15 protein-coding genes and 1 tRNA gene are annotated in these 18,878 nt (G+C 69.5%); 6 read left to right on the plus strand and 10 right to left on the minus strand.

Annotation, left to right across the window (positions count from 1 at the left end):
• Positions 1-238: 238 nt before the first annotated feature.
• Together OG943_RS35740 and OG943_RS35745 are read left to right on the plus strand one after the other, a co-directional pair.
• Entirely contained in the window at positions 239-1,798 is a 1,560-nt protein-coding gene (locus OG943_RS35740; RefSeq protein WP_328605335.1) for a DUF742 domain-containing protein, read from the plus strand.
• Between the two features lie 66 nt (positions 1,799-1,864).
• Complete coding sequence (locus OG943_RS35745; RefSeq protein ID WP_328605336.1) at positions 1,865-2,869, plus strand: cation diffusion facilitator family transporter; 1,005 nt, start codon at positions 1,865-1,867, stop codon at positions 2,867-2,869.
• On the opposite strand, the gene OG943_RS35750 is transcribed toward OG943_RS35745, so the two are convergent.
• The 4 genes from OG943_RS35750 to OG943_RS35765 form a co-directional block, all read right to left on the minus strand.
• Complete coding sequence (locus tag OG943_RS35750; protein WP_328605337.1) at positions 2,863-3,225, minus strand: CAP domain-containing protein; 363 nt, start codon at positions 3,223-3,225, stop codon at positions 2,863-2,865. The genes OG943_RS35745 and OG943_RS35750 overlap by 7 nt on opposite strands.
• 442 nt (positions 3,226-3,667) lie before the next feature.
• A complete protein-coding gene (locus OG943_RS35755; RefSeq protein ID WP_328605338.1) occupies positions 3,668-5,092 on the minus strand; it encodes a sugar porter family MFS transporter in 1,425 nt (474 codons plus the stop codon).
• 103 nt (positions 5,093-5,195) lie between these two features.
• Complete coding sequence (locus OG943_RS35760; RefSeq protein ID WP_328605339.1) at positions 5,196-10,913, minus strand: DUF7507 domain-containing protein; 5,718 nt, start codon at positions 10,911-10,913, stop codon at positions 5,196-5,198.
• Between the two features lie 63 nt (positions 10,914-10,976).
• Positions 10,977-11,441 (minus strand): MarR family winged helix-turn-helix transcriptional regulator, encoded by a 465-nt coding sequence (locus tag OG943_RS35765; RefSeq protein WP_328605340.1) that lies wholly within the window; start codon positions 11,439-11,441, stop codon positions 10,977-10,979.
• A gap of 73 nt (positions 11,442-11,514) precedes the next feature.
• Between OG943_RS35765 and OG943_RS35770 the strand changes: the two genes are divergently transcribed.
• A complete protein-coding gene (locus OG943_RS35770; protein WP_328605341.1) occupies positions 11,515-12,705 on the plus strand; it encodes an FAD-dependent oxidoreductase in 1,191 nt (396 codons plus the stop codon).
• A 5-nt stretch (positions 12,706-12,710) separates the two neighbouring features.
• On the opposite strand, the gene dcd is transcribed toward OG943_RS35770, so the two are convergent.
• Both dcd and OG943_RS35780 read right to left on the minus strand, forming a co-directional pair.
• Entirely contained in the window at positions 12,711-13,292 is a 582-nt protein-coding gene (gene dcd, locus OG943_RS35775) for a dCTP deaminase (protein WP_328605342.1), read from the minus strand.
• Positions 13,293-13,315: 23 nt separating this feature from the next.
• Positions 13,316-14,572, minus strand: a complete 1,257-nt coding sequence (locus OG943_RS35780) for an oxygenase MpaB family protein (protein WP_328605343.1) — start codon at positions 14,570-14,572, stop codon at positions 13,316-13,318.
• A gap of 114 nt (positions 14,573-14,686) precedes the next feature.
• Here OG943_RS35780 and OG943_RS35785 point away from each other — a divergent pair.
• A tRNA-Gly gene (locus tag OG943_RS35785) sits at positions 14,687-14,757 on the plus strand.
• Positions 14,758-14,832: 75 nt separating this feature from the next.
• Here OG943_RS35785 and OG943_RS35790 read toward each other — a convergent pair.
• The 3 genes from OG943_RS35790 to OG943_RS35800 all read right to left on the minus strand — a co-directional run bounded on the left by OG943_RS35790 (position 14,833) and on the right by OG943_RS35800 (position 17,024).
• Positions 14,833-15,012, minus strand: a complete 180-nt coding sequence (locus OG943_RS35790) for a YegP family protein (protein WP_328605344.1) — start codon at positions 15,010-15,012, stop codon at positions 14,833-14,835.
• A gap of 30 nt (positions 15,013-15,042) precedes the next feature.
• Positions 15,043-15,831, minus strand: a complete 789-nt coding sequence (locus OG943_RS35795; protein WP_328605345.1) for a hypothetical protein — start codon at positions 15,829-15,831, stop codon at positions 15,043-15,045.
• Between the two features lie 542 nt (positions 15,832-16,373).
• The gene (locus OG943_RS35800; RefSeq protein ID WP_328605346.1) at positions 16,374-17,024 is read right to left on the minus strand and encodes a hypothetical protein; all 651 of its coding nucleotides are present in this window, start codon (positions 17,022-17,024) and stop codon (positions 16,374-16,376) included.
• Positions 17,025-17,499: 475 nt separating this feature from the next.
• On the opposite strand from OG943_RS35800, the gene OG943_RS35805 reads away from it, so the two are divergent.
• Positions 17,500-17,877, plus strand: a complete 378-nt coding sequence (locus OG943_RS35805; protein ID WP_328612234.1) for a nitroreductase family deazaflavin-dependent oxidoreductase — start codon at positions 17,500-17,502, stop codon at positions 17,875-17,877.
• A 10-nt stretch (positions 17,878-17,887) separates the two neighbouring features.
• Complete coding sequence (locus OG943_RS35810; RefSeq protein ID WP_328605347.1) at positions 17,888-18,415, plus strand: GNAT family N-acetyltransferase; 528 nt, start codon at positions 17,888-17,890, stop codon at positions 18,413-18,415.
• Positions 18,416-18,466: 51 nt separating this feature from the next.
• On the opposite strand, the gene OG943_RS35815 is transcribed toward OG943_RS35810, so the two are convergent.
• Complete coding sequence (locus OG943_RS35815) at positions 18,467-18,793, minus strand: MmcQ/YjbR family DNA-binding protein (protein ID WP_328605348.1); 327 nt, start codon at positions 18,791-18,793, stop codon at positions 18,467-18,469.
• Positions 18,794-18,878 lie beyond the last annotated feature (85 nt).

Here is an 18,878-nt window from a genome sequence, read left to right on the forward strand (position 1 = left end):
TAGTGCATATTCGCTGCACACGCGGACGCGCGGTGTCACATTCGATCCAAAGGACTAGACAACGGGCGTATCCTGGCTTTTCCTCGCGACCACCGCCGCCCGCGGGGTCGGGAATGAGCCATCGGAAAAAGGGGCGAACAGGATGGGCGGGCACCGGGAAGCGCGACCGACCGGCCGTTCCGGCGCCCGGTTTCCCTCGGCCAAACAAGCGGAACGGCTGACCGGCGAAACACCCGTGGTGACGGATTCCCTTGCCGCCGAACCGGTTCCCCCGCCGTCGGACGAGCCTCCGGTCCAGCCTGATCTTCCCCAGCCCGCGAGCCGGCAGGACGTCCCCCAGGCCTCGGCCTCACCCTCGACCTCGGACCCGGGGCCGGGGCCGGCCGCGAAGTCGAAGTCGAAGTCGAAGCGCGTTGTCGGCCGGGCGGGCGCGCGGTTCCCGAGCGCGAAGGTGGCCGAGCGGCTCGCCGAGCCAGAGCCGGGGCCTGAGCCGAGGCCGAGGCCGAGGCCCGCGTCAACGGCACAGCCACAGCCAGAACCTCAGCCAGATCCCGAGCCGGAACCCCAGCCGAAGCCGGCCCGCGGCCTGACCGGCGCGCGTTTCCCCGCCCCGCAGCTCGCCGACCGGCTGAGCGACGAGCCCGAGCCCGAGGCCGTCAAGCGGGTGCAGGCGAAGTTCGCCAGCGCCGAGCTGGCCGACCGGATGGCGGAGGTGCCCGAGCCGGACCACAGCACCGTCGGCCGCGCCGGTGCGCGTTTCCCCAGCCCGAAGGTCGCCGACCGGCTCACCGGCGAGACCGCCAAACGGAGCGCCCCAGCGGACCCCGGCGCAGACCGGGCCGACCAGCCCGACTGGGCCGACCAAGCCGACTGGGCCGACCAGGCCGACCCCATCGACTGGACCGCCCAGACCAACCGGGCTGACCGGGCCGACCGGGCTGACCCGATCGCCCGGACCACCCAGACCAACCGGGCCGACTGGACTGACCAGACTGACCAGACCGACCAGACCGACCGGGCTGACCGGGCTGACCGGGCTGACCGGACCGACTGGACTGACCAGACCGACCGGGCTGACTGGGCTGACCGGGCTGACCGGGCTGACCGGACCACCCAGACCGGCTGGGCCACCCAGGCCGACTGGGCCGACCGAGCCGACCAGATCGACCCAACAGACCGGACCACCCCGCCCCACCGGACCGCCTCGGCCAACCGGACTGGCCAGACCACCCGGGTCGACCCAACCGGCTGGACCACCCCGGCCGACCGGCCCGACCGGACCGACGCCGCGTACTCCGGCACGCTCGGCGAAGGAACCGTCCGGCCCCACCTCCACCCGGAACCACCTCAGCCGGAACCACCCCAGCCGGCACCCGCCTTCGCCCCGCCGCCCGACTTCACCCCCTCAAGCGGCCAGTGGGACGACTGGGCCGAGGAGCCGACACCCCAGCCGGGGCCGCGCACGCTCGTCCGCCCGTATGTCCTCACCCGCGGGCGCACGCAGTCGCGCCGGCACCTCGCGATCGAAGCCCTCGTGTCGACGTGCGCCGAGGAGGCGCAGTGGAATTCCCCGCAGCTGAGCGGGGAATTCCGCTCGGTGCGGACGATGTGCGACTCCCCGCGGTCGGTCGCCGAGGTGGCCGCGACGCTGAGCGTGCCGCTGGGCGTCGCGCGGATCCTGCTCGACGACATGGCCGACCTGGGCCTGGTGCGGATCCACGAAAACGAAGGCGCGGCCGACGGCAGGCCCGCGCTGGCGTTGATGGAACGGGTGCTCTCCGGACTCCACCGCCTCTGACCCGCCCGAGCCGGCTGACCCGGCTGAACCGCCCCTGAACCGCTCACCCCGACTACGCTTCAGCGGGTGACCGAGGAAGAAGAAAAGGGCGGCGAGAGCACCCTCACCGTCCTCCTGGCCGGTGGGGTCAACCTGGCCATCGCGATCCTGAAGCTGATCGCGGGCATCATCACCGGCTCCGGCGCGATGCTCTCGGAGGCCGCGCACTCGGTCGCCGACACCATCACCGAGGTCCTGCTGCTCACCGCGCTGAAACGCTCGGAGCGCCCGGCCGACCGCATCCACCCGTTCGGTTACGGCAAGGAGCGCTACTTCTGGTCGCTGCTCGCCGCCGTCTCGATCTTCGCCTCCGGCGCGATGTTCGCGCTGTACGAGGGTTTCACCACGGTGTTCAGCGAGAACAGCGAACAGGAGAGCCCGCTCGTCGGCTACATCGTGCTGGCCGTGGCCTTCCTGCTCGAGGGCACGTCGTGGCTGCAGGCGATCAAGCAGGTGCGCACGGAGGCGAAGGCCGATGGCCGCTCGTTCTTCGGCTACCTGCGGACGATCGACGACCCCGCGCCGAAGACCGTGCTGTTCGAGGACTCCGCCGCGCTCGTCGGCCTGGTGCTCGCGTTCGCCGGCATCGGCCTGCACCAGCTCACCGGCTCGTCGGTCTGGGACGGCGTCGCGTCGATCCTGATCGGACTGCTGCTCGCCTGCGTCGCGTACCTGCTGGGGCGCACCAACCGTGGCCTGCTCATCGGGCGTCAGGCCGACCCGCGGATCGTGCGCGGTGTGCGCGACCACCTCGCGGCCGCGCCAGAGATCGAAGCGCTGGTGGACCTGCAGACCATGCTCATGGGCACCGACCAGGTGCTGGTGTGCGCCCGCGTCGACTTCGACGACGCACTGGGCGCGGCCGACGTGGAACGCGCCTGCGTGCGCATCGCCGGCGAGCTGACCGACGGGTTCCACGACGTCACCGAGGTGTTCATCGAGCCCGTGCCGCGCACCGACCCGAACCTGCGCGCGACGGTGCTGGCGCGCTACGGCGACCTACGGGCGAACCCGGTCGAGGACTATCAGTAGCCGAAGTCCTGCGTCCAGTACCAACCGGACTTCGTGACGCCGACGCCGAGCTTCGTCAGCGAGCAGTTGAGGATGTTCGCACGGTGGCCGCTGGAGTTCATCCACATCTCCATCACCTGCGCGGCGCTGGTCGCGCCCTTCGCGATGTTCTCGGCGCCCGGCTTGCTGTAGCCGGCGTCGCGGATGCGCTCGTCGAAGTGCACGCCTTCGGGAGTGTCGTGGGAGAAGTAGTCGCGGTCCGACATGTCGTCGCTGTGCTTCTGGGCCGCGGTGTCGAGGTGCGGTTCCTCGGCGACGGGGTCGCAGCCGGCGTCCGCGCGTTCGTCGTTGACGAGGCCCACGATCTGGCCGGCCATCGAGGTGTCCGCCTTCGGCCGCGGTGTCGTCTTCGGCGGGCTGGGCGGCGGCGCCGAGGGTGAAGGGGCGGGGGCTTCCGACGAGGGCGTCGGCGTCGGGGAGGGGCTTTCGGAAGTTGACGGGGCGGCCGAGGAACTCGCCGGGCCGCCCGAGGTGGTGGGCGAGGGCGGTTTCGCGAACGGGTCGCCGGAGGCCGCGAGGCCCCCACCGAGGTCGGACTGGCCGGACGCGGCGCTACTGAGAGTCGCCGCGCCCGGTCTGTCGTGGAGCCACATTGTCCCCCCTGCGGCGGAAAATCCGCCCATGAGAACACTCAGCGACACCAAAACCACACGACCACGAGCACCAATGGGGGACACGAGGCGGAAAACTATCACGAACTGATTACGACCGTTACCACCGAAAGGCGCAGTGCCCCACTCGATCAAACGGGGGAAATGATCAAGAAACGTCCTCGATCGCGGTCCCCTTGGTCTCCCGGATGAACTTCAGCGTGAACGGGATCGACAGCAGCGCGAACGCCGCGTAGATCCAGTACGTGGCGCTCAGGTTCCAGTCGGACATGCTCGGGAAGCTGACCGTGACCAGCCAGTTCGCCACCCAGTTGGCGGCCGTGCCGACGGCGAGCGCGGCACTGCGGATGCGCAGCGGGAACATCTCGCCGAGCAGCACCCAGAGGATCACGCCCCAGGACAGCGCGAACGAGAGCACGAAGACGTTCGCGAACACCAGCGCCACCGGGCCCCACGCGCCGGGCAGGCTCAGGTCGCCGTTCACGGTCCGCGCGTGGCCGAACGCGATGGCCGCGACGCCGAGCCCGATCGCCATGCCGACCGAGCCGATCAGCAGCAGCGGCTTACGCCCGACGCGGTCGATGAACGCGATCGCGATGAACGTGCCGAGGATGTTGATCACGGGGCTGACCATGGAGATCAGCAGCGAGTCGGTGTTCTGGCCGACCGAGTGCCACAGCGTGTCGGAGTAGTAGAAGATCACGTTGATGCCGACGAACTGCTGGAACACGGCGAGCGCGATGCCGATCCAGACCACCGGCAGCAGCCCGAACCGCCCGCCGAGCAGGTCCCGCACCTTCGACTGGCGCTCGGTACGCAGACCGCGGCTGATGTCGGCGAGTTTCGTCTCGACCTCGTCGGCGCCCTCGACCTCGGCGAGCACCTTGCGCGCGCGGTCCACCTTGCCGATCGAGAGCAGGTAGTGCGGCGACTCGGGGATGATCGAGGCGAGCACGAAGTAGATCACCGCGGGAATGGCGGCGGCGCCCAGCATCCACTGCCAGGCCTCGAGGCCGCCGAGGTGGCCGTTCAGGTCGTGGGAGCCGTCGGGCAGGGCCGGCGCGAAGGACTTGATCACCCAGTTGACCAGCGCGGACACCCCGATGCCGAGCACGATCGCGAGCTGCTGCAGGCTCGCCAGCCGGCCGCGGTAGGCGGGCGGCGCGACCTCCGCGATGTAGGACGGCCCGATCACCGACGCGACGCCGATCGCGGCGCCGCCGATCACCCGCCACAGCGCGAGGTCCCAGATCCCGAACGGGAACATCGCCCCGAGCGCGCTGATGAAGAACAGCACCGCGGCCAGCTGCATCGTCCGGATGCGCCCGACCCGGTCGGACAGCAGCCCGCCGAACCACGCGCCGACGGCTGAGCCGATCAGGGCGCTGGAGACGGTCAGCCCGGTGGCGGCGGTACCGACTTCGAAGTGTTTCTGGATGCCGAGCACGGCACCGTTGATGTTGGAGCTGTCATAACCGAACAGGAACCCGCCAACCGCCGCCGCGCCCGCGATGAACACGACGTGGGCGAGGTGCTGCTGGCCAGCCCGCTCGCCGGGAACGACGTCGGCCATGACCCCACCTTTCGCTGTGGAAAATTACTTACCCCACCGAAGTAACCGCTGCCCCGTTCTGGACCGTGTCAGCCTCCGGAGTGACATGTCGCACCCCTGATGATCAAGGACGGCGGGTGATCCGCAACAGGAGCGCGCCGGCGCCGAGCAGGCCCAGGCCGGCCAGCCCGTACGTCGGCAGGTCAGGGTCGGTGTCCGGGAACGCCTGGGGCGCGACGGGCGGGCCGGCGCCGGGTGAGACGACCTTCACGGTGGCCGCGGCCCTGGCCGTGAGGGCGACGGGCGTCTCGGTATCCGCTTCGACGGTGGCCACGACGTCGTCGGTGAGCACGCCGCCGGCCGGGGCGTGCGCGGTCCTGGTCCATTCCCGCCGCTCCCCGGGCTCGAGCCGGTACGCGGGGGCGACGAGCGCGACGTCACCGGTGTTGACGGCCTCGACGCTGAAGGTGACCACATCCCCAGGCCCCGCGGTGGGCTCGGCCTGCTCGGTGAGCTGGAGCTGCGGCCTCCCGACGCGCTGGTCGGCCTCGCCCTGCGCAGTGACCGGTGCTCCGGCGGCTGTTGTCCCGGCCGCGCTGAAGGTGCTGGCGGAACATCGCAACGGCGGCGAGGCTGCGCCTGGGGCCAGGTCCAGTGGGGTGATCGCGCAGGTCGGTGCCGCTGGGACGGTGTCTCCTCGGGCGGCCGGACCGCCACCTGGGGTCGATCGCCCGGTCGCCTGGCCGGCCGAGGGCGACCGCATCCCGGCCGTCGAGCCAGCAGTCGGCGAGCCCACAGACGGCGAGCCAGCAGTCGGCGAGGTCGTTCCGGTGAGTCCGACGGCGTGCAGCGGCACGTCACCGGTGTTCGTCACCACCGCGGTCGCCTGGGCGGGCTGCCCGGGAAGCAGCGGTTTCGCCGGGCCGGTCGCCGTCACGGTGAGGCCGGGCCCGGTGACGTCGAGCGTGGTCGCAGCGTCATCCGTGACCGCGCGCCCGGCCGGATCGACGCCGGTCACGGTGGCAACCGCCGTGCCGTCAACGCGCGCCGACACCGTGCAGTCCCGCACCGCCGTTGCCCCCGCAGCCAGGGCAGGCAGCGAGAACCCACAGCCCGCCGGGTCGCGAACGGTCACCTCGCGCAGCGGCCCATCACCACTGTTACGGACCGTCGTGAGGTAGGTGACCGGATCCCCTGGTCGAATCGGCTGCCGTAAGTAGTCACGCTCAAGCCGCACCCCGGGGTGGACAACATCGATCCGGGCCCCGTCCGAAGCCGTGACCGGCGGGCCCACCGCAGGCGTGGCTGTGCCCGTCACGACGTCGGTCACCCCAGCGTCCGGAGCCGGGGCGGTGCAGGGATAGTGCTGAATCCCGTTGACCGGCAGGTTCGGAAACGTCCGGGCGCACTCCGGCGCGCCCGGGTCCGTCACGACCACGTCACGCAGGGCCGAATCGCCCGTGTTCGTGAGGGTCACCTCGAACGGGACCGAGTCGCCCGCGTGGAACGGGCCGCCGTCGATGCGCCTGGCGATCGTGAAACCCGGCTGCTGCACCACAAACGCCGCCTGCCCCGACGCCGCCACCGGCCGCTCGGTCGGATCGGTCCCGGTCACCTTCGCCGTGTTCGTGAACCCCGTGGCGCCCGCGACGATGGTGCAGTCGTACGTCTCCTCCGCGTCCGGCGCCAGCGATGGGACCTGGTGCGCACACGAGGGCACCCGCTCGTCCACAACGGACACCTTCGTCAGCGGCGCGTCGCCGACGTTCTTCACCAGAACCGAAAACGTCACCGTTGCGCCCGCCCGCACCTGGTACGGCTCGGCGTCCGCCATGATCGCGATCTCCGGGTGGATGACGTCGACCGCCACGCTCCCCGATGCTGTCACCGCGCGATTCGTCGGATCCGTGCCGGTGACGGACGCGGTGTTCGTGAAGTCGTCCGGCGCCGCCTTGACCGTGCACTGGTAGGTCTCCACGGCGTTGACGGCCAGCGCGTCGAACGCCTTGGCACAGCCCGGATCCGTGACGGACAGCTTCGTGAGCGGAACGTCGCCGGCGTTGGTGACCACCACGGTGAACGTGACGTCGTCGCCCGCGCGCACGACCGTCGACGCGGCGTCCAGCTTGACCGTGACGGCCGGGTGGATCACGTCGATCTTCGCGTCGGCCGTCGCTGTGAGCGGCGGGCCGCTCGACGCGGTGCCGGTGACCGTCGCGGTGGTGATCGTGTCGTCCGCGGGCGCGGGTGTGGTGCAGTCGTACGCCTGCTTCGCGCCTGCGGCGAGCGTGTCGAACGTCTTCGCGCACGCCGGATCGGTGACCTTCACTGCGGTGACGGGCGAGTCGCCCGTGTTGGTGACGGTCAGAGTGAACGTGACCGGATCGCCGGCGCGAAAGGGCCCACCGTGCACGGTCTTGGTGAGCGAAAGTCCCGGATGCACCACGGTGAACGTCGCGTCGGCGGACGCCGTCACGGTGCCGCCGAGCGGATCGGCCCCAGTCACCGCGGCGGTGTTGGTGTACCCGTCCGCGCCCGCCTTGGTGTCGCAGGTGTACTTCTCGACCGCCCCCGGGGCCAACAGCGCGAAATCACGCGCGCACGGAGGAGTACGAGAGTCCACAACGGACACATGCGTCAACGGCACGTCCCCGGTGTTGCTCACCGTCACCGTGAAGGTCACAGAATCCCCTTCGCGGACGACAGAGGGCGAAGCCGCCACAGCAACAGCAACAGCCGGGTGCACAACGTCCACGTGCGCGTCAGCCGCCGCCGTGACGGACCGGTTCGTCGCGTCAACGCCAGTGACCCGGGCATCGCTGGTGAAGTCGTCCCCAGCGGCATGTGTGCACGAGTACGTCTGCTTCCCCTGTGCCGCAACCACTCCAAGTCGTTTCGAGCACTCGGGCGCGACCGGGTCGTCAACGTTCACATCGTGTAGATCGCTGTCGCCCGTGTTGGTGACGGTGAGGGTGAACGTCACCGGTTCCCCCGCGCGGACGACCGCGGGCGCCACAGTCTGCGTGATCGCGACGGCCGGATGGATCACGTCCACCGCGGCCTCGTCACCCGCCTTGACCGGGGCGCCGACCGGCGGCGAGCCGGTCACCGTGGCCGAGTTTGTGAAGTCATCGGCGGGCGCGGTCCCGGCGCACACGAAAGTCCAGTTCGCGCCCGGCGCCAACGCGCCGTCGTACGGCCGCGCGCAATCCGTGGCCAGGGCATCGGCCACGTGGACGTCGGTGAGCGGCACGTCGCCGGTGTTCTTCACCGTGAGCTGGAACGGCACGCGGTCGTGCTCGCGGAACGGGCCGCCCTGCACGTCCGCGGCGAGCGTCAGAGCGGGATGCACAACGGAAAACGCCGCGCCCGCGGACGCCGTCACCGGCCGCGCTGTCGGGTCGGTCCCGGTCGCCGCCACGGAGTTCGTGAACCCACCCGGCCCGGCGACCGTCGTGCAGCTGTAGACCTGTTTTCCTTGCGGCGCAATAGTTCCCAAGGCACGCGCACAGTCCGGCACCTGGGCTTCCGCGGCCGAAACGTCGTGCAGTGGCACGTCCCCGGTATTGCTGACCGTGACCGTGAAGGTCACCGAGTCCCCTTCGCGGACGACAGCGGGAGCAGCCGCCACGGCAACAGCCACAGCCGGGTGCACGACGTCGACCGGCGCGTCCGCAGTCACCTTCAACACCCGGCCGAGCTGGTCCTTGCCGGTCGCGGCCGCGGTGTTCGTGAAGTCGTCCGCCGGTGCGAGCATCGTGCAGCCGTACGTCTGCTTCGCTTGCGGCGCAAGGGTTCCGAACGTCCGCACGCAGCCCGGGGTGCGGTCGTCCGCCACGGCGACGTCGTCGAGCGGCACGTCGCCGACGTTCGCCACGCTGATCGTGAAGGTCACCTGGTCCCCGGCGCGGACGAGCGCGGGCGCGGCCGTTTTCGTGATCGTGAGCTGCGGGTGGATCACGGTCACGGTGGTCGTCGCGGTGTCCGTGACGGCCTGCCCGGACTGGTCGACGCCGCTCGCGCTGGCCTTGTTCGTGCTGGTCAGCGACGGATTCGCGGCGCACGTATAACGCTGGGAAGCGCCGGCGGCGAGCGCGCCGAACGTCCGGGAGCACGACGTGGTGGTGTCGTCGGCCACCGTCACCGGGTCCAGCGGGCTGTCGCCGGTGTTGGTCACCTCCACGGTGAACGTCACCGGCTCACCCGCGTGGACCACGGCGTGGTCCACGGTCTTCGTCACCTTGATGGCGGGCGCGATGACGGGGACTTTCGCGCCGGCCGCCGCGGTGACGACCTGGCCGAGCGGGTCGGTGCCGGCGACGTCCGCGGTGGTCACGCCGTCCGGCACCGGCGCCTTCGTCACGCAGGTGCCCGTGGTGGACTGGCCGGGCGCGAGAGTCCCCACCGTCCTCGCGCACGCGCCGGTCACGGCGACGTCGTGCAGCGGGACGTCACCGGTGTTCGTCGCGGCGACCGTGGACGTCACCGGGTCGCCGGCGCGATAAGCCGCTTTGTCGACCGCGTGTGTCAGCCCGATCGCGGGATGGACGACGTCAACGTGACTGGTGCTGGAACCGTCAAGCGCGTCACCGAGCGTACTGGTGCCGGTCACGACGGCCGTGCTCGCGAAGTCGTCGCCGGGCGCGGTCACGGTGCACTGGTAACCGGTGGTCGCGCCCGCGGCCAGGGTGCCGATCTTCTTGGCACAGGCCGGAAACCGGTCGTCGGTGACCGCGACATCGTCGGCGGGCGTGTCGTTCGGATTGGTGACGCCGACGGTGAACGTCACCTGGTCACCCGCGTGCACCCGGGCGGGCGAGGCGTGGTTCACCACGCGCAGATCGGGCACCGGCACGGAAAACACGAGCCCCTGCAGGAGGAAGCCGTTGCCGCTGAAGCCGAGCTTCACGCTCGTGGCGCCACTGGGCACGGCGTCGCTGTTGAACGCCTTGGCATCGATGCCGAAGTTGTTCTTGGCGTCGGGACGCGTGGAGTTGTCGGCCGCGGAGATGAAGAAGTTGTCCGTCGCGCCCGTGGCCGGCTCCGCGACGGGTTTGTCGTTGATCAGGAACCGGTCGCCCGCCGTGCCCCAGTCGCCGCCGAGCGCGGTGACGCCGATGTGCGCGTCGGCGGACGCGGCGCGGAAACCGGTGATGGTGGTGCTCGTGTCGCCGCGCGCGTGGCCGTCGTAGACGAACACCGCGCGCTTGTCCGGCGCGTACTGCGGGTCGCGGTCCGGGTAGGCGAACACCACCGCCACCGACCAGCCGCCACCGCATCCGCGTCCGGCGGCGGTCCAGACGTTGCCGGTGGTCAGCTCCAGCGGCGCGCCCGTGGGCGCCGCCGCGAACTGCCCGGTGACGTCGGCGTATGCGGAGTAGGACTGTGGATCGCCGCTGTACGAGCCAGGCCGGACGTCAGCCGCTTTCCCGCCGCCGACGGTGAACCGCACGGCCTGGGCGTCCGGCGTTCCCGACGGCCGCGAGCAGTCCGACCCCAGCGAGCCGCCCCAGCTCAGCCGCGCGAAGGTGACTTTCGCGCCGGGCGGAATGGTCACCGAGGCGGCGGAGGAGTCGAACGTCGTGGGGTCTTTGTCCACATCGGACCATCGCAGCGCGAACCCGGCGGCGGGCTTTTTGTCGGTGCGGGCGGCGGTTTTCGCGCAGGGAGCGTCGTCCGGGGCGCATTCCACCACGCTGTTGCCGGCGTAGAGGAAATCGCCGTACACCACTTGGTGGGAACTCTGCCGGAAATCCTTGACTTCGTCCGCGTGCGCGATCGGCACCAGCGTCGTGACCATCAGGCCGAGCACCACGAGCAGACGTTTCCCGGCCGAGAACATGCCCGCGAGCTTTCCAGGAACCGGTGAGCGAAGGGCCCTTTCGTACCCGGCCGTGGCCGCAAGTCACTCCGCTGAGCGATCTCCCACGCGCACAGTTGACTCGTGGGTGATCTCGGCCGCGTCGCGAAGGAACCCGATCACCGTACGAAGCTGCTCATCCGTGTACCCCTCGGCGCGCGCCTTGACCGCGCCGACGAGGTAGTCCCACAACGACGTCTGGGCTCCTGTGGCCTCCAGCTCGATCAGCACCCGGCGCCGGTCGCCCGGGTGCGGCGTGCGGTTGACCGCACCCTTGCGCTCGAGCCGGTCGATCAACGCGGTGATCGACGCGGGCGCCAGGCCGGAGTACTTCGCCAGCTCCTTCGGGGTGAGCGGGCCGAGGCGCGCGAGGTAGTCCAGCACCTTGTTCTCGACCGCCGACAGCCCGCGGACCTCGGCGATCGCCGCGTGGAACATCACCGTCTCCGTGGACAGCACCCGGGACCGCAGCAGCAGCTCGTCCACCAGCTTCTCGCGCTCGCTTGACACATCCCCAGTCTACCCGGAGTATTTAGTTCGACGGAACGAATTAGTTTCCGAGATACTCACCAGGGGAGTGGACATGGCACGCGTACTGATCGCCGGCGGGGGCATCGCGGGCACGATCACGGCGATCGCGCTGCACGAGGTGGGGCACGAGCCCGTGCTGCACGAGGCGTACGACAAGAGCGCGGACGGCGTCGGGGCGTTCCTCACGCTCGCCGTGAACGGCCTCGACGCGTTGACGCCGTTCGGGCTGAAACCGCTGGTCAAAGGCATGGGGTTCGACACCCCGAGGATGTCGATCGGGCTCGGCAACGGCAAGCGGCTGGCGGAGTTCTCGCAAGGCGGGCCGCTGCCGGACGGGACCGTGAGCCAGACCGTCTGGCGCGCGGATCTGTACGCCGCCCTTCGCAACGAAGCGGCCAGACGCGGCGTACCGACCGCGTACGACAAGCGGCTGGTCGACGCGACCCAGACGTCTTCACAGGTCACCGCCCGATTCGAGGACGGCACCACGGCGTCCGGCGATCTGCTGATCGGCGCGGACGGCCTGCGCTCGCGCGTGCGCCGGATCATCGACCCGTCGGCGCCGGAGCCGCGTTACGTGCCGCTGCTGAACACCGGCGGCCGCGCCACCGGCCTCGACCTCGGCGACGAGCCGGGCGTGATGCACATGGCGTTCGGCCGGAAGGCGTTCTTCGCGCACATCGTGCATCCCGACGGTTCGGTGTGGTGGTTCGCGAACGTGCCGCACGCTGCCGAGCCCGACCAGGCCGAGCTGGCCGCGCTCGCGGGCCCGGCCTGGCGGGCGGAGCTGCTGCGCCTGTTCGCGCGCGACCGGATCCCGGCGACGCGGATCATCGAGGCGACCGAGGACGTCTACCAGCCGTGGGCGACGTACGACTTCCCGTCGGTCCCGGTCTGGCACCGCGGCCGGATCGGCATCATCGGCGACGCGGCGCACGCGACGTCACCGGCCGCGGGCCAGGGCGCGTCGATGGCGATCGAGGACGCCGTCACGCTGGCACGTTGCTTGCGCGACGTGCCGGAAACCGCGCTGGCGACGTTCGAATCGCTGCGCCGTACCCGGGTCGAAGCGGTGGTGGCGCAGGGAAAACGCAACGGCGACGCGAAGGGCGCGCCCGGCCCCGTCGGCCGTCTGCTGCGCGACTTCTTCATGACGCGCGCGCTGAGCAAGCCGTCCGCCGATGACCCGAACGAATTCATGTGGGGCCACCGGATCGACTGGGCGGAGCCGGTTTCGGTCTAGCGCGCCTAGCGCCAGGTGTCGACGCGGTGGAAGTTCTTGTACGCGCGGCTGGGCGTCGGCCCGCGCTGGCCCTGGTAACGGGAGCCGGCCTGCGTCGAGCCGTACGGGAATTCCGCCGCGCTGGAAAGCCGGAAGATGCACAGCTGGCCGATTTTCATGCCCGGCCAGAGCGTGATCGGCAGGTTCGCCACGTTCGACAGCTCCAGCGTGATGTGGCCGGAGAAGCCGGGGTCGATGAAGCCCGCGGTCGAGTGCGTGAGCAGCCCGAGGCGGCCGAGCGAGGACTTGCCCTCGAGCCGGCCCGCGAGGTTGTCGGCCAGCGTGACCAGCTCGAACGTGGAGCCGAGCACGAACTCGCCGGGGTGCAGCACAAACGGCTCGTCACCCTCCTTTTCGACCAGCGAGGTCAGCTCGTCCTGCTGCAGCTGCGGGTCGATGTGGGTGTACTTGCTGTTGTCGAACACGCGGAAGAACCGGTCCAGCCGGACGTCGATGCTGGACGGCTGGACCATGGCGGGGTCGAAGGGGTCGATGCCGAGCCGGCCGGCATCGAGCTCTTTGCGGAGGTCACGGTCACTGAGCAGCACGGGGCGAAGCCTATCCGGCCGGTTCAGGCCGCGCGCATGTGCTGCTGGTACGACGTGTCCGGCTTGAACACCTCGCGCAGCCGCTTGAGGTAGAGGCGGCGCCCGGCCTGGCCGAGCCGCTCCTGCAGCGCGGTCGCGCCCGGTACGCACAGCCGGACCGTCTCGGCGGCGAAGTTCAGCCCGGCCCCGGCGAGCACGGCCGCCTGCGCGACCAGGTCGTTCGGCAGCTCCAGGAAGTCGGCGTTGTCCTTCCCGAGCACGAGCCGGCTGATCGCGGAGTGGACGCCGACGTTCACGTGCCCCAGCACCCTCCCGGCGGCACCCCGCCCCTCGCCGATCGACGCGTGGCTGTCGACGAGGGCCTTGGCCAGCCGTTTCGAGTCTTCGTCGGGGATGAATTCGGTGGCGGCGAGCAGCCAGAGCAGCCGCCACGCGTCGTCCTCGTCGGCGGGCAGCAGCTCCTCGTCGACGCCCATCAGCCAGCCGATGTAGCGCCAGAGGTGCAGGATGTCGGCGCGCTCGCGCGTGGAGTAGCGGAGGCCGAGCAGCTGCGTGCCGAACACGTAGACGAGGGAGAACAGCAGCAGGGTGCCGGCGGTCTGGACCTGGTTGACGGGCCGGTCCCACGCCGCGTAGTCCCAGTCCTCGCGCTCGTTCATGGCCCGGCGGACGTGGGCGTGCACCAGCCGGATCCGGACCGCGGCGGTGTAGCCGGTCTGGTGCTTGGCCATCGCGCCGGGCGTGGTGACGTCGATCCACCAGGTCGCGGTCTCGACCAGCCGGCGCGTGGCCCGGTACTCGATCTCCCCGGTCCCGACCAGCGATTTCGTCGCGCGCGAGGCGAGGTACCCGCCCATCAGCGACATGTCGCCGAGCGGGAAGAGCCCCAGCAGCCCAGCGCGGGTGATCGCCTTGGCGCCACGCTGCAGCCGCTCGGCGTCGACCCAGTACGGCGTGGCCTCGACCTGGCGGAAGAACGTTTCGAGAGCCGGCGCGGGGTTGGGGACGGCGTCGATCCCTTGGGTTAGGGCCAGCTCGAGTTGCTCTTGGTTGCTGTTGGTGCGGCCCTCACGGGGTTCCTGGCGGCCCTGGTCTTCCTGGGGTTCCCTGGATTCCCGGCCTTCCCGGCTCCACGCCACCAGTTCGTCGGCGGCCTGGTCCTCCTGCTGCGCGAACTCCCGCAGCCGCCTGACCTGGCCCTCGTCGACGTTCGCCCCGGCGCCCCGCATCCGGGCCGCCAGCCGGAACCCACCCTGGCGGAACAACACCGGGTCGTCCATCACCGTCACCTCCGCGGGAGTCGACAACAAGTGTTGTCACTTGCCCGACGCGCCGTCAACCCACAGACCCACTGGACAGCCGCGTCCGGACTCCGTGTATGCTTACGTCGCACTGCGGATGTAGTTCAATGGTAGAACATCAGCTTCCCAAGCTGAATACGCGGGTTCGATTCCCGTCATCCGCTCTGACAACGCCTTCGGCAAGATGTTCGCTCATCTTGCCGAAGGCGTTTTTACATTCCCGGAGTCTTTCGACCGGCTCAGGTCAGGTCCGCGACTTCCGCGTCGGCGGCGTTCCGCTTGACCGAATCGATGCCCTTCTGCGCGGACGCCTTGGCGGGGTACGACTCACCCGTAGCGATGATCTCGCCGTTTCCAGCCTTGAGCCGGAAACGGAACTCACCCGACTTGTCCTTGTACAGCTCGAATTTTCCAGCCATGATTTTCTCCTCTTCGATTTCTTGGTTAGCTCAGGCCTGCAGCTCGGCTCGGACGACGTCGGCCCTGATGATCTTTTCGATCTCCCGGACATCGCTGTTGTACGTCGTTCTCCGACGGACTTCCTTGCGCACCGCTTCCAGCACCGGCTCGGAGACGAGCACCGCGGCGAGCGAACGCGGCGCGGTGGCCGCCTTCGCCTTCCAGAGCTCGTCCAGCAGCCGACGCTTGATCGCCTCTTTGGAAAGGTGGAACAAGGCATGGGCCTTCGCGGTGGAAGTCGCGTCGGACAGCAGGTCGATCTCGAGGGCGAGGTCGACGACAACCGGCAGCCCGCCGGTCAGGTGCCAGACCTGCCACACTTGCCCGTTCGTCAGGATCATCCACTCGACCCCTTCGTTGACGGCGTACATCTGCACCTGCCGCAAGTGCCGGATTCCGAGCTTCTGCGTGCACCGCTTGACCTCGATGAAGGCGACCATCTGACGATCGATCCGGACGCCGTAGTCGGCGAACTCGCCCTTGACCTGGTACTCCGTGGTCAGGTCCTCGTACTTGTCAAAACCGAGACCCTCACAAAGGAAATCGGTGACGAGCAGGCGGGTGTCACCTTCGTTGGCGTCCCGTTCGACGAGGTCGGCGAGCGGGCGGGCGAACCGCCGGACCGCCGCCCTGGCGCGTTCCCGGGCTGCCGCCTCCCACTTCGGCAGCGGCCGGGGTTCCGCACCGTTGGACTTCGCGACCGCCACTTTCTCCGGCGACGCCGGATTGGGTTCGATCAATGATCCTGAAGCCGGGGCGAAATCAACCTCGTCCGTCATTTCCAGGACCTCCAACGGCAAAGCCGTCCGGCACCAGATCGCGCCGGATGTGACTTACAGAGGTTCACGTCGCATTTGGCCGAGCGAGTGTTACGGAATATAATCGAGCGGATCTCAGATAGCGCTTTCCCAATTACAGCAGAAGGATGTGATTAACAGACAATTTACACAGTAAAGGAATCACGATCCATTTACCGCTCCCCGCCGTCGCCGCCGAACCCGTACGTGAACGTGCGAAAACTGTGCACCCCGAAGCGGCGCGCAGTTCCGTCCAGAACGCATGCCATCGCGGGGCCGTCGACAGCGCGACCGCCGCCCCGTCACGTTCCACCGCCCGGCGATGTCCTATATGGACACTTACTGGCCGAACTCGTTGCAGCCCTTCACATCGCCGTCTCGGACGCCTTCGGGTCGATGCCAGCGAAGTAGATCGGTGCGGCCGTACGTGGACATGACAATCCGTCGGAGGTCCGCACCGGCGCCATTCACCAGCTGCCACTACGAACCTCCGAGCGTCAGAGCCCTTCCCCCGCGGAGGAGTTTCAGCCCTCGACCAGTTCCCACTCAGCCCCGGGGGCCTCACGGTCGAAAACCTGTCCCGGCGCGGCCTGCAGCACGTTCACGACGTCCGGGTACAGCCGCACGACGTGCTCCAGCTCCATGCCCTCGACCTCGAAGTCCTCGGACTCCGGGACCTCGAAGCCGACGAACAGCCAGGTCCCGTCGGTCTCCCGGACCACCTGGCGGACGGCGCGGCCCGGCGCGTCCGGACCGGTGCCGATCTCGGCAAGCCCGGTGCTGAGCTGCACTTCCTCAACGGGCGAACCGGGGTGCTGCCACGCGGCGACGCGCGTCTCGCGGATCGCGACGTCCTCTGTCTCGTCGTCGGAGTCCGCGACGGAGCTGAGCAGCCACGTGGCCCGGTCCGGATCCCAGTCCGCGGCCATGCCCGGCGGCAGGCCGGCCAGCGCCTTGAGCTGCGGCAGCCGCTCGACCGCGTCGCGCAGGCGCAGCGCGCCGAACTGCTCGCGGTTGACGTCCATGTCCTCGTCGAACTCGGCGCCGTCACTGATGAACCAGTCGTCGTCATCGTCGAGAACGACAAAAGCCAGCTGGCCGGGGTCCTCGATCAGCGTGTGCGCGAAGATCACCGGGGATTCCGGATCCTGCCGCAGCGGCCATTGGGTCGACATGCTCGCTCCCCGCGTAGTTCCGGTGTGTGCGCACATCCCACCAGACCGGCACCCAGGTCGCGTGCGCCACCTCACCAAACGACTCACGGCGACCACCACACCCGGCCCCGCCCCCCGCGACCAAACAGATCACCGCACGTCACACCGGTCCGGCTCGCCCACCCCGCACGTCACTCGCCCCCAAGCGCAGCCGCCCACGAAACCCGCGGCCTTTTTGCAGCCACCACCAGCCAGCCCCGAGAGCAGCCCCCGCCCTTCCCTGGGGGGCGTCCCCAGACCCAGCCTACCGCCACCCCCCGACAAAAACGGACGAATCGGACCCGTGCAGCCGAGTTGTCCACAATGAAGCAAGGCTGTGGATAAGTGGGTGGCGGGCAGGGCGCGACGGGCGGTAGACGGGCGGTAGAGGTGACGAAGTGGCTGCAGGAGGGGCGTTTCGCGGTAATTCCACGACGGTTGGATTACCGTCGTGGGCATGGTGCTGCCAGAAGGTCTTGCCCGCTTCAACCGCGTGGTGACGAACCGGGTCGCGAAGCCGTTTGTCGGGTGGTTGCCCGGCTTCGGTCTGCTCGTGCACAAAGGGCGCCGCTCCGGCAGGGAGTTCCGGACGCCGCTGAGCGTGTTCCGCACCGAAGACGGCTTCGCCGTGGCGCTGACGTACGGCCCCGGCGCCGACTGGGTCAAGAACGTGCTGGCCGCGGGCGGCGCGGAGGTCATCACGCGGCGCCGAAAATACCGCGTCGTCGATCCGGAACTCGTGCATGATGAGTCCCGCCGGTCGATGCCGACGCCGGTTCGGCAGTTCCTCGGCCTGCTCGACGTTCAGGACTTCCTGCTGGTCAAGCGAGAGTGAGGGGGAGCGGATGCTCACCGGGGAACTGGTCCGGCTGCGCGCGCTGGAGCCGTCGGACGCCGAGCCGTTGTACCGCTGGGTCAACGACTGGGAGGTCGGCCAGTGGATGAACAGCAGCCACCCGCGCTCGCTCGACCAGATCCGCAAACGCTGCGAGGACCGCAAGCTCAACACCTACGAGCACGTGGTGCTGGGCATCGAAAAGATCGCCGACGGCAAGCTGCTCGGCGTCGTCGACCTGCGTGACGCCGAGCCCGAGCAGGGCCGCGCCGAGGTCGACATCTACATCGGCGACAGGGACCACTGGGACGGCGGCTACGGCACGGAAGCGCTGCGGCTGATGTGCCGGTACGGCTTCGTGATGATGCGCCTGCACTTGATCGCGCTGTGGGTGGTCGCGGAGAACGAACGCGCTCGCCACGTCTACCGCAAGCTGGGATTCGTCGAGGACGGCCGGCACCGCGAATGCTTCCGCGGCCAGGACGGCAAGTACCACGACATGTACCTGATGAGCCTGCTCGAAGGGGAACTCAAGTGAGGGCTTGCTTTTACCCGCCCGCCCCTCCACAGCGATCCGCCGCCGGCAAGCTCAACTGACCAGCCGACGCGGAGCCTTCCGCCGCCAGGACTCCGTCAGCAGCTCACGCAGCTGCTGTTCGTCCACCCGGTCCAGGTCGACCAGGATCGAGCCGTGCCCGTCGTAGTGCGGGGTGGTGAAGAACGCCGGATCACCCCCGGCGAGCAGCGCCGCCTTCTCGTCGAGCCCGCAGAACAGGACGAGCTCGCCCTCCGCCTCCGTCCGCAGCCGGGCGAATCCCTTGCCCGCCACCTTCAACGCGGGCGTGCGGTACCAAGTGGACTCCTCGGTCTCCGGCAGTTCCGCCCCGAGCGCCACCACTTCTTCCCAGGTCACCATGACCCCATCGTCCCCGATGACGCCGCGGTCGTCTTGGCGAAACAGGAGCCCCGCCGGACCGCGGCGGGGCTCCTGAACCGGGAAG

Source organism: Amycolatopsis sp. NBC_00345, assembly GCF_036116635.1.
Classification (GTDB): Bacteria; Actinomycetota; Actinomycetes; order Mycobacteriales; family Pseudonocardiaceae; genus Amycolatopsis.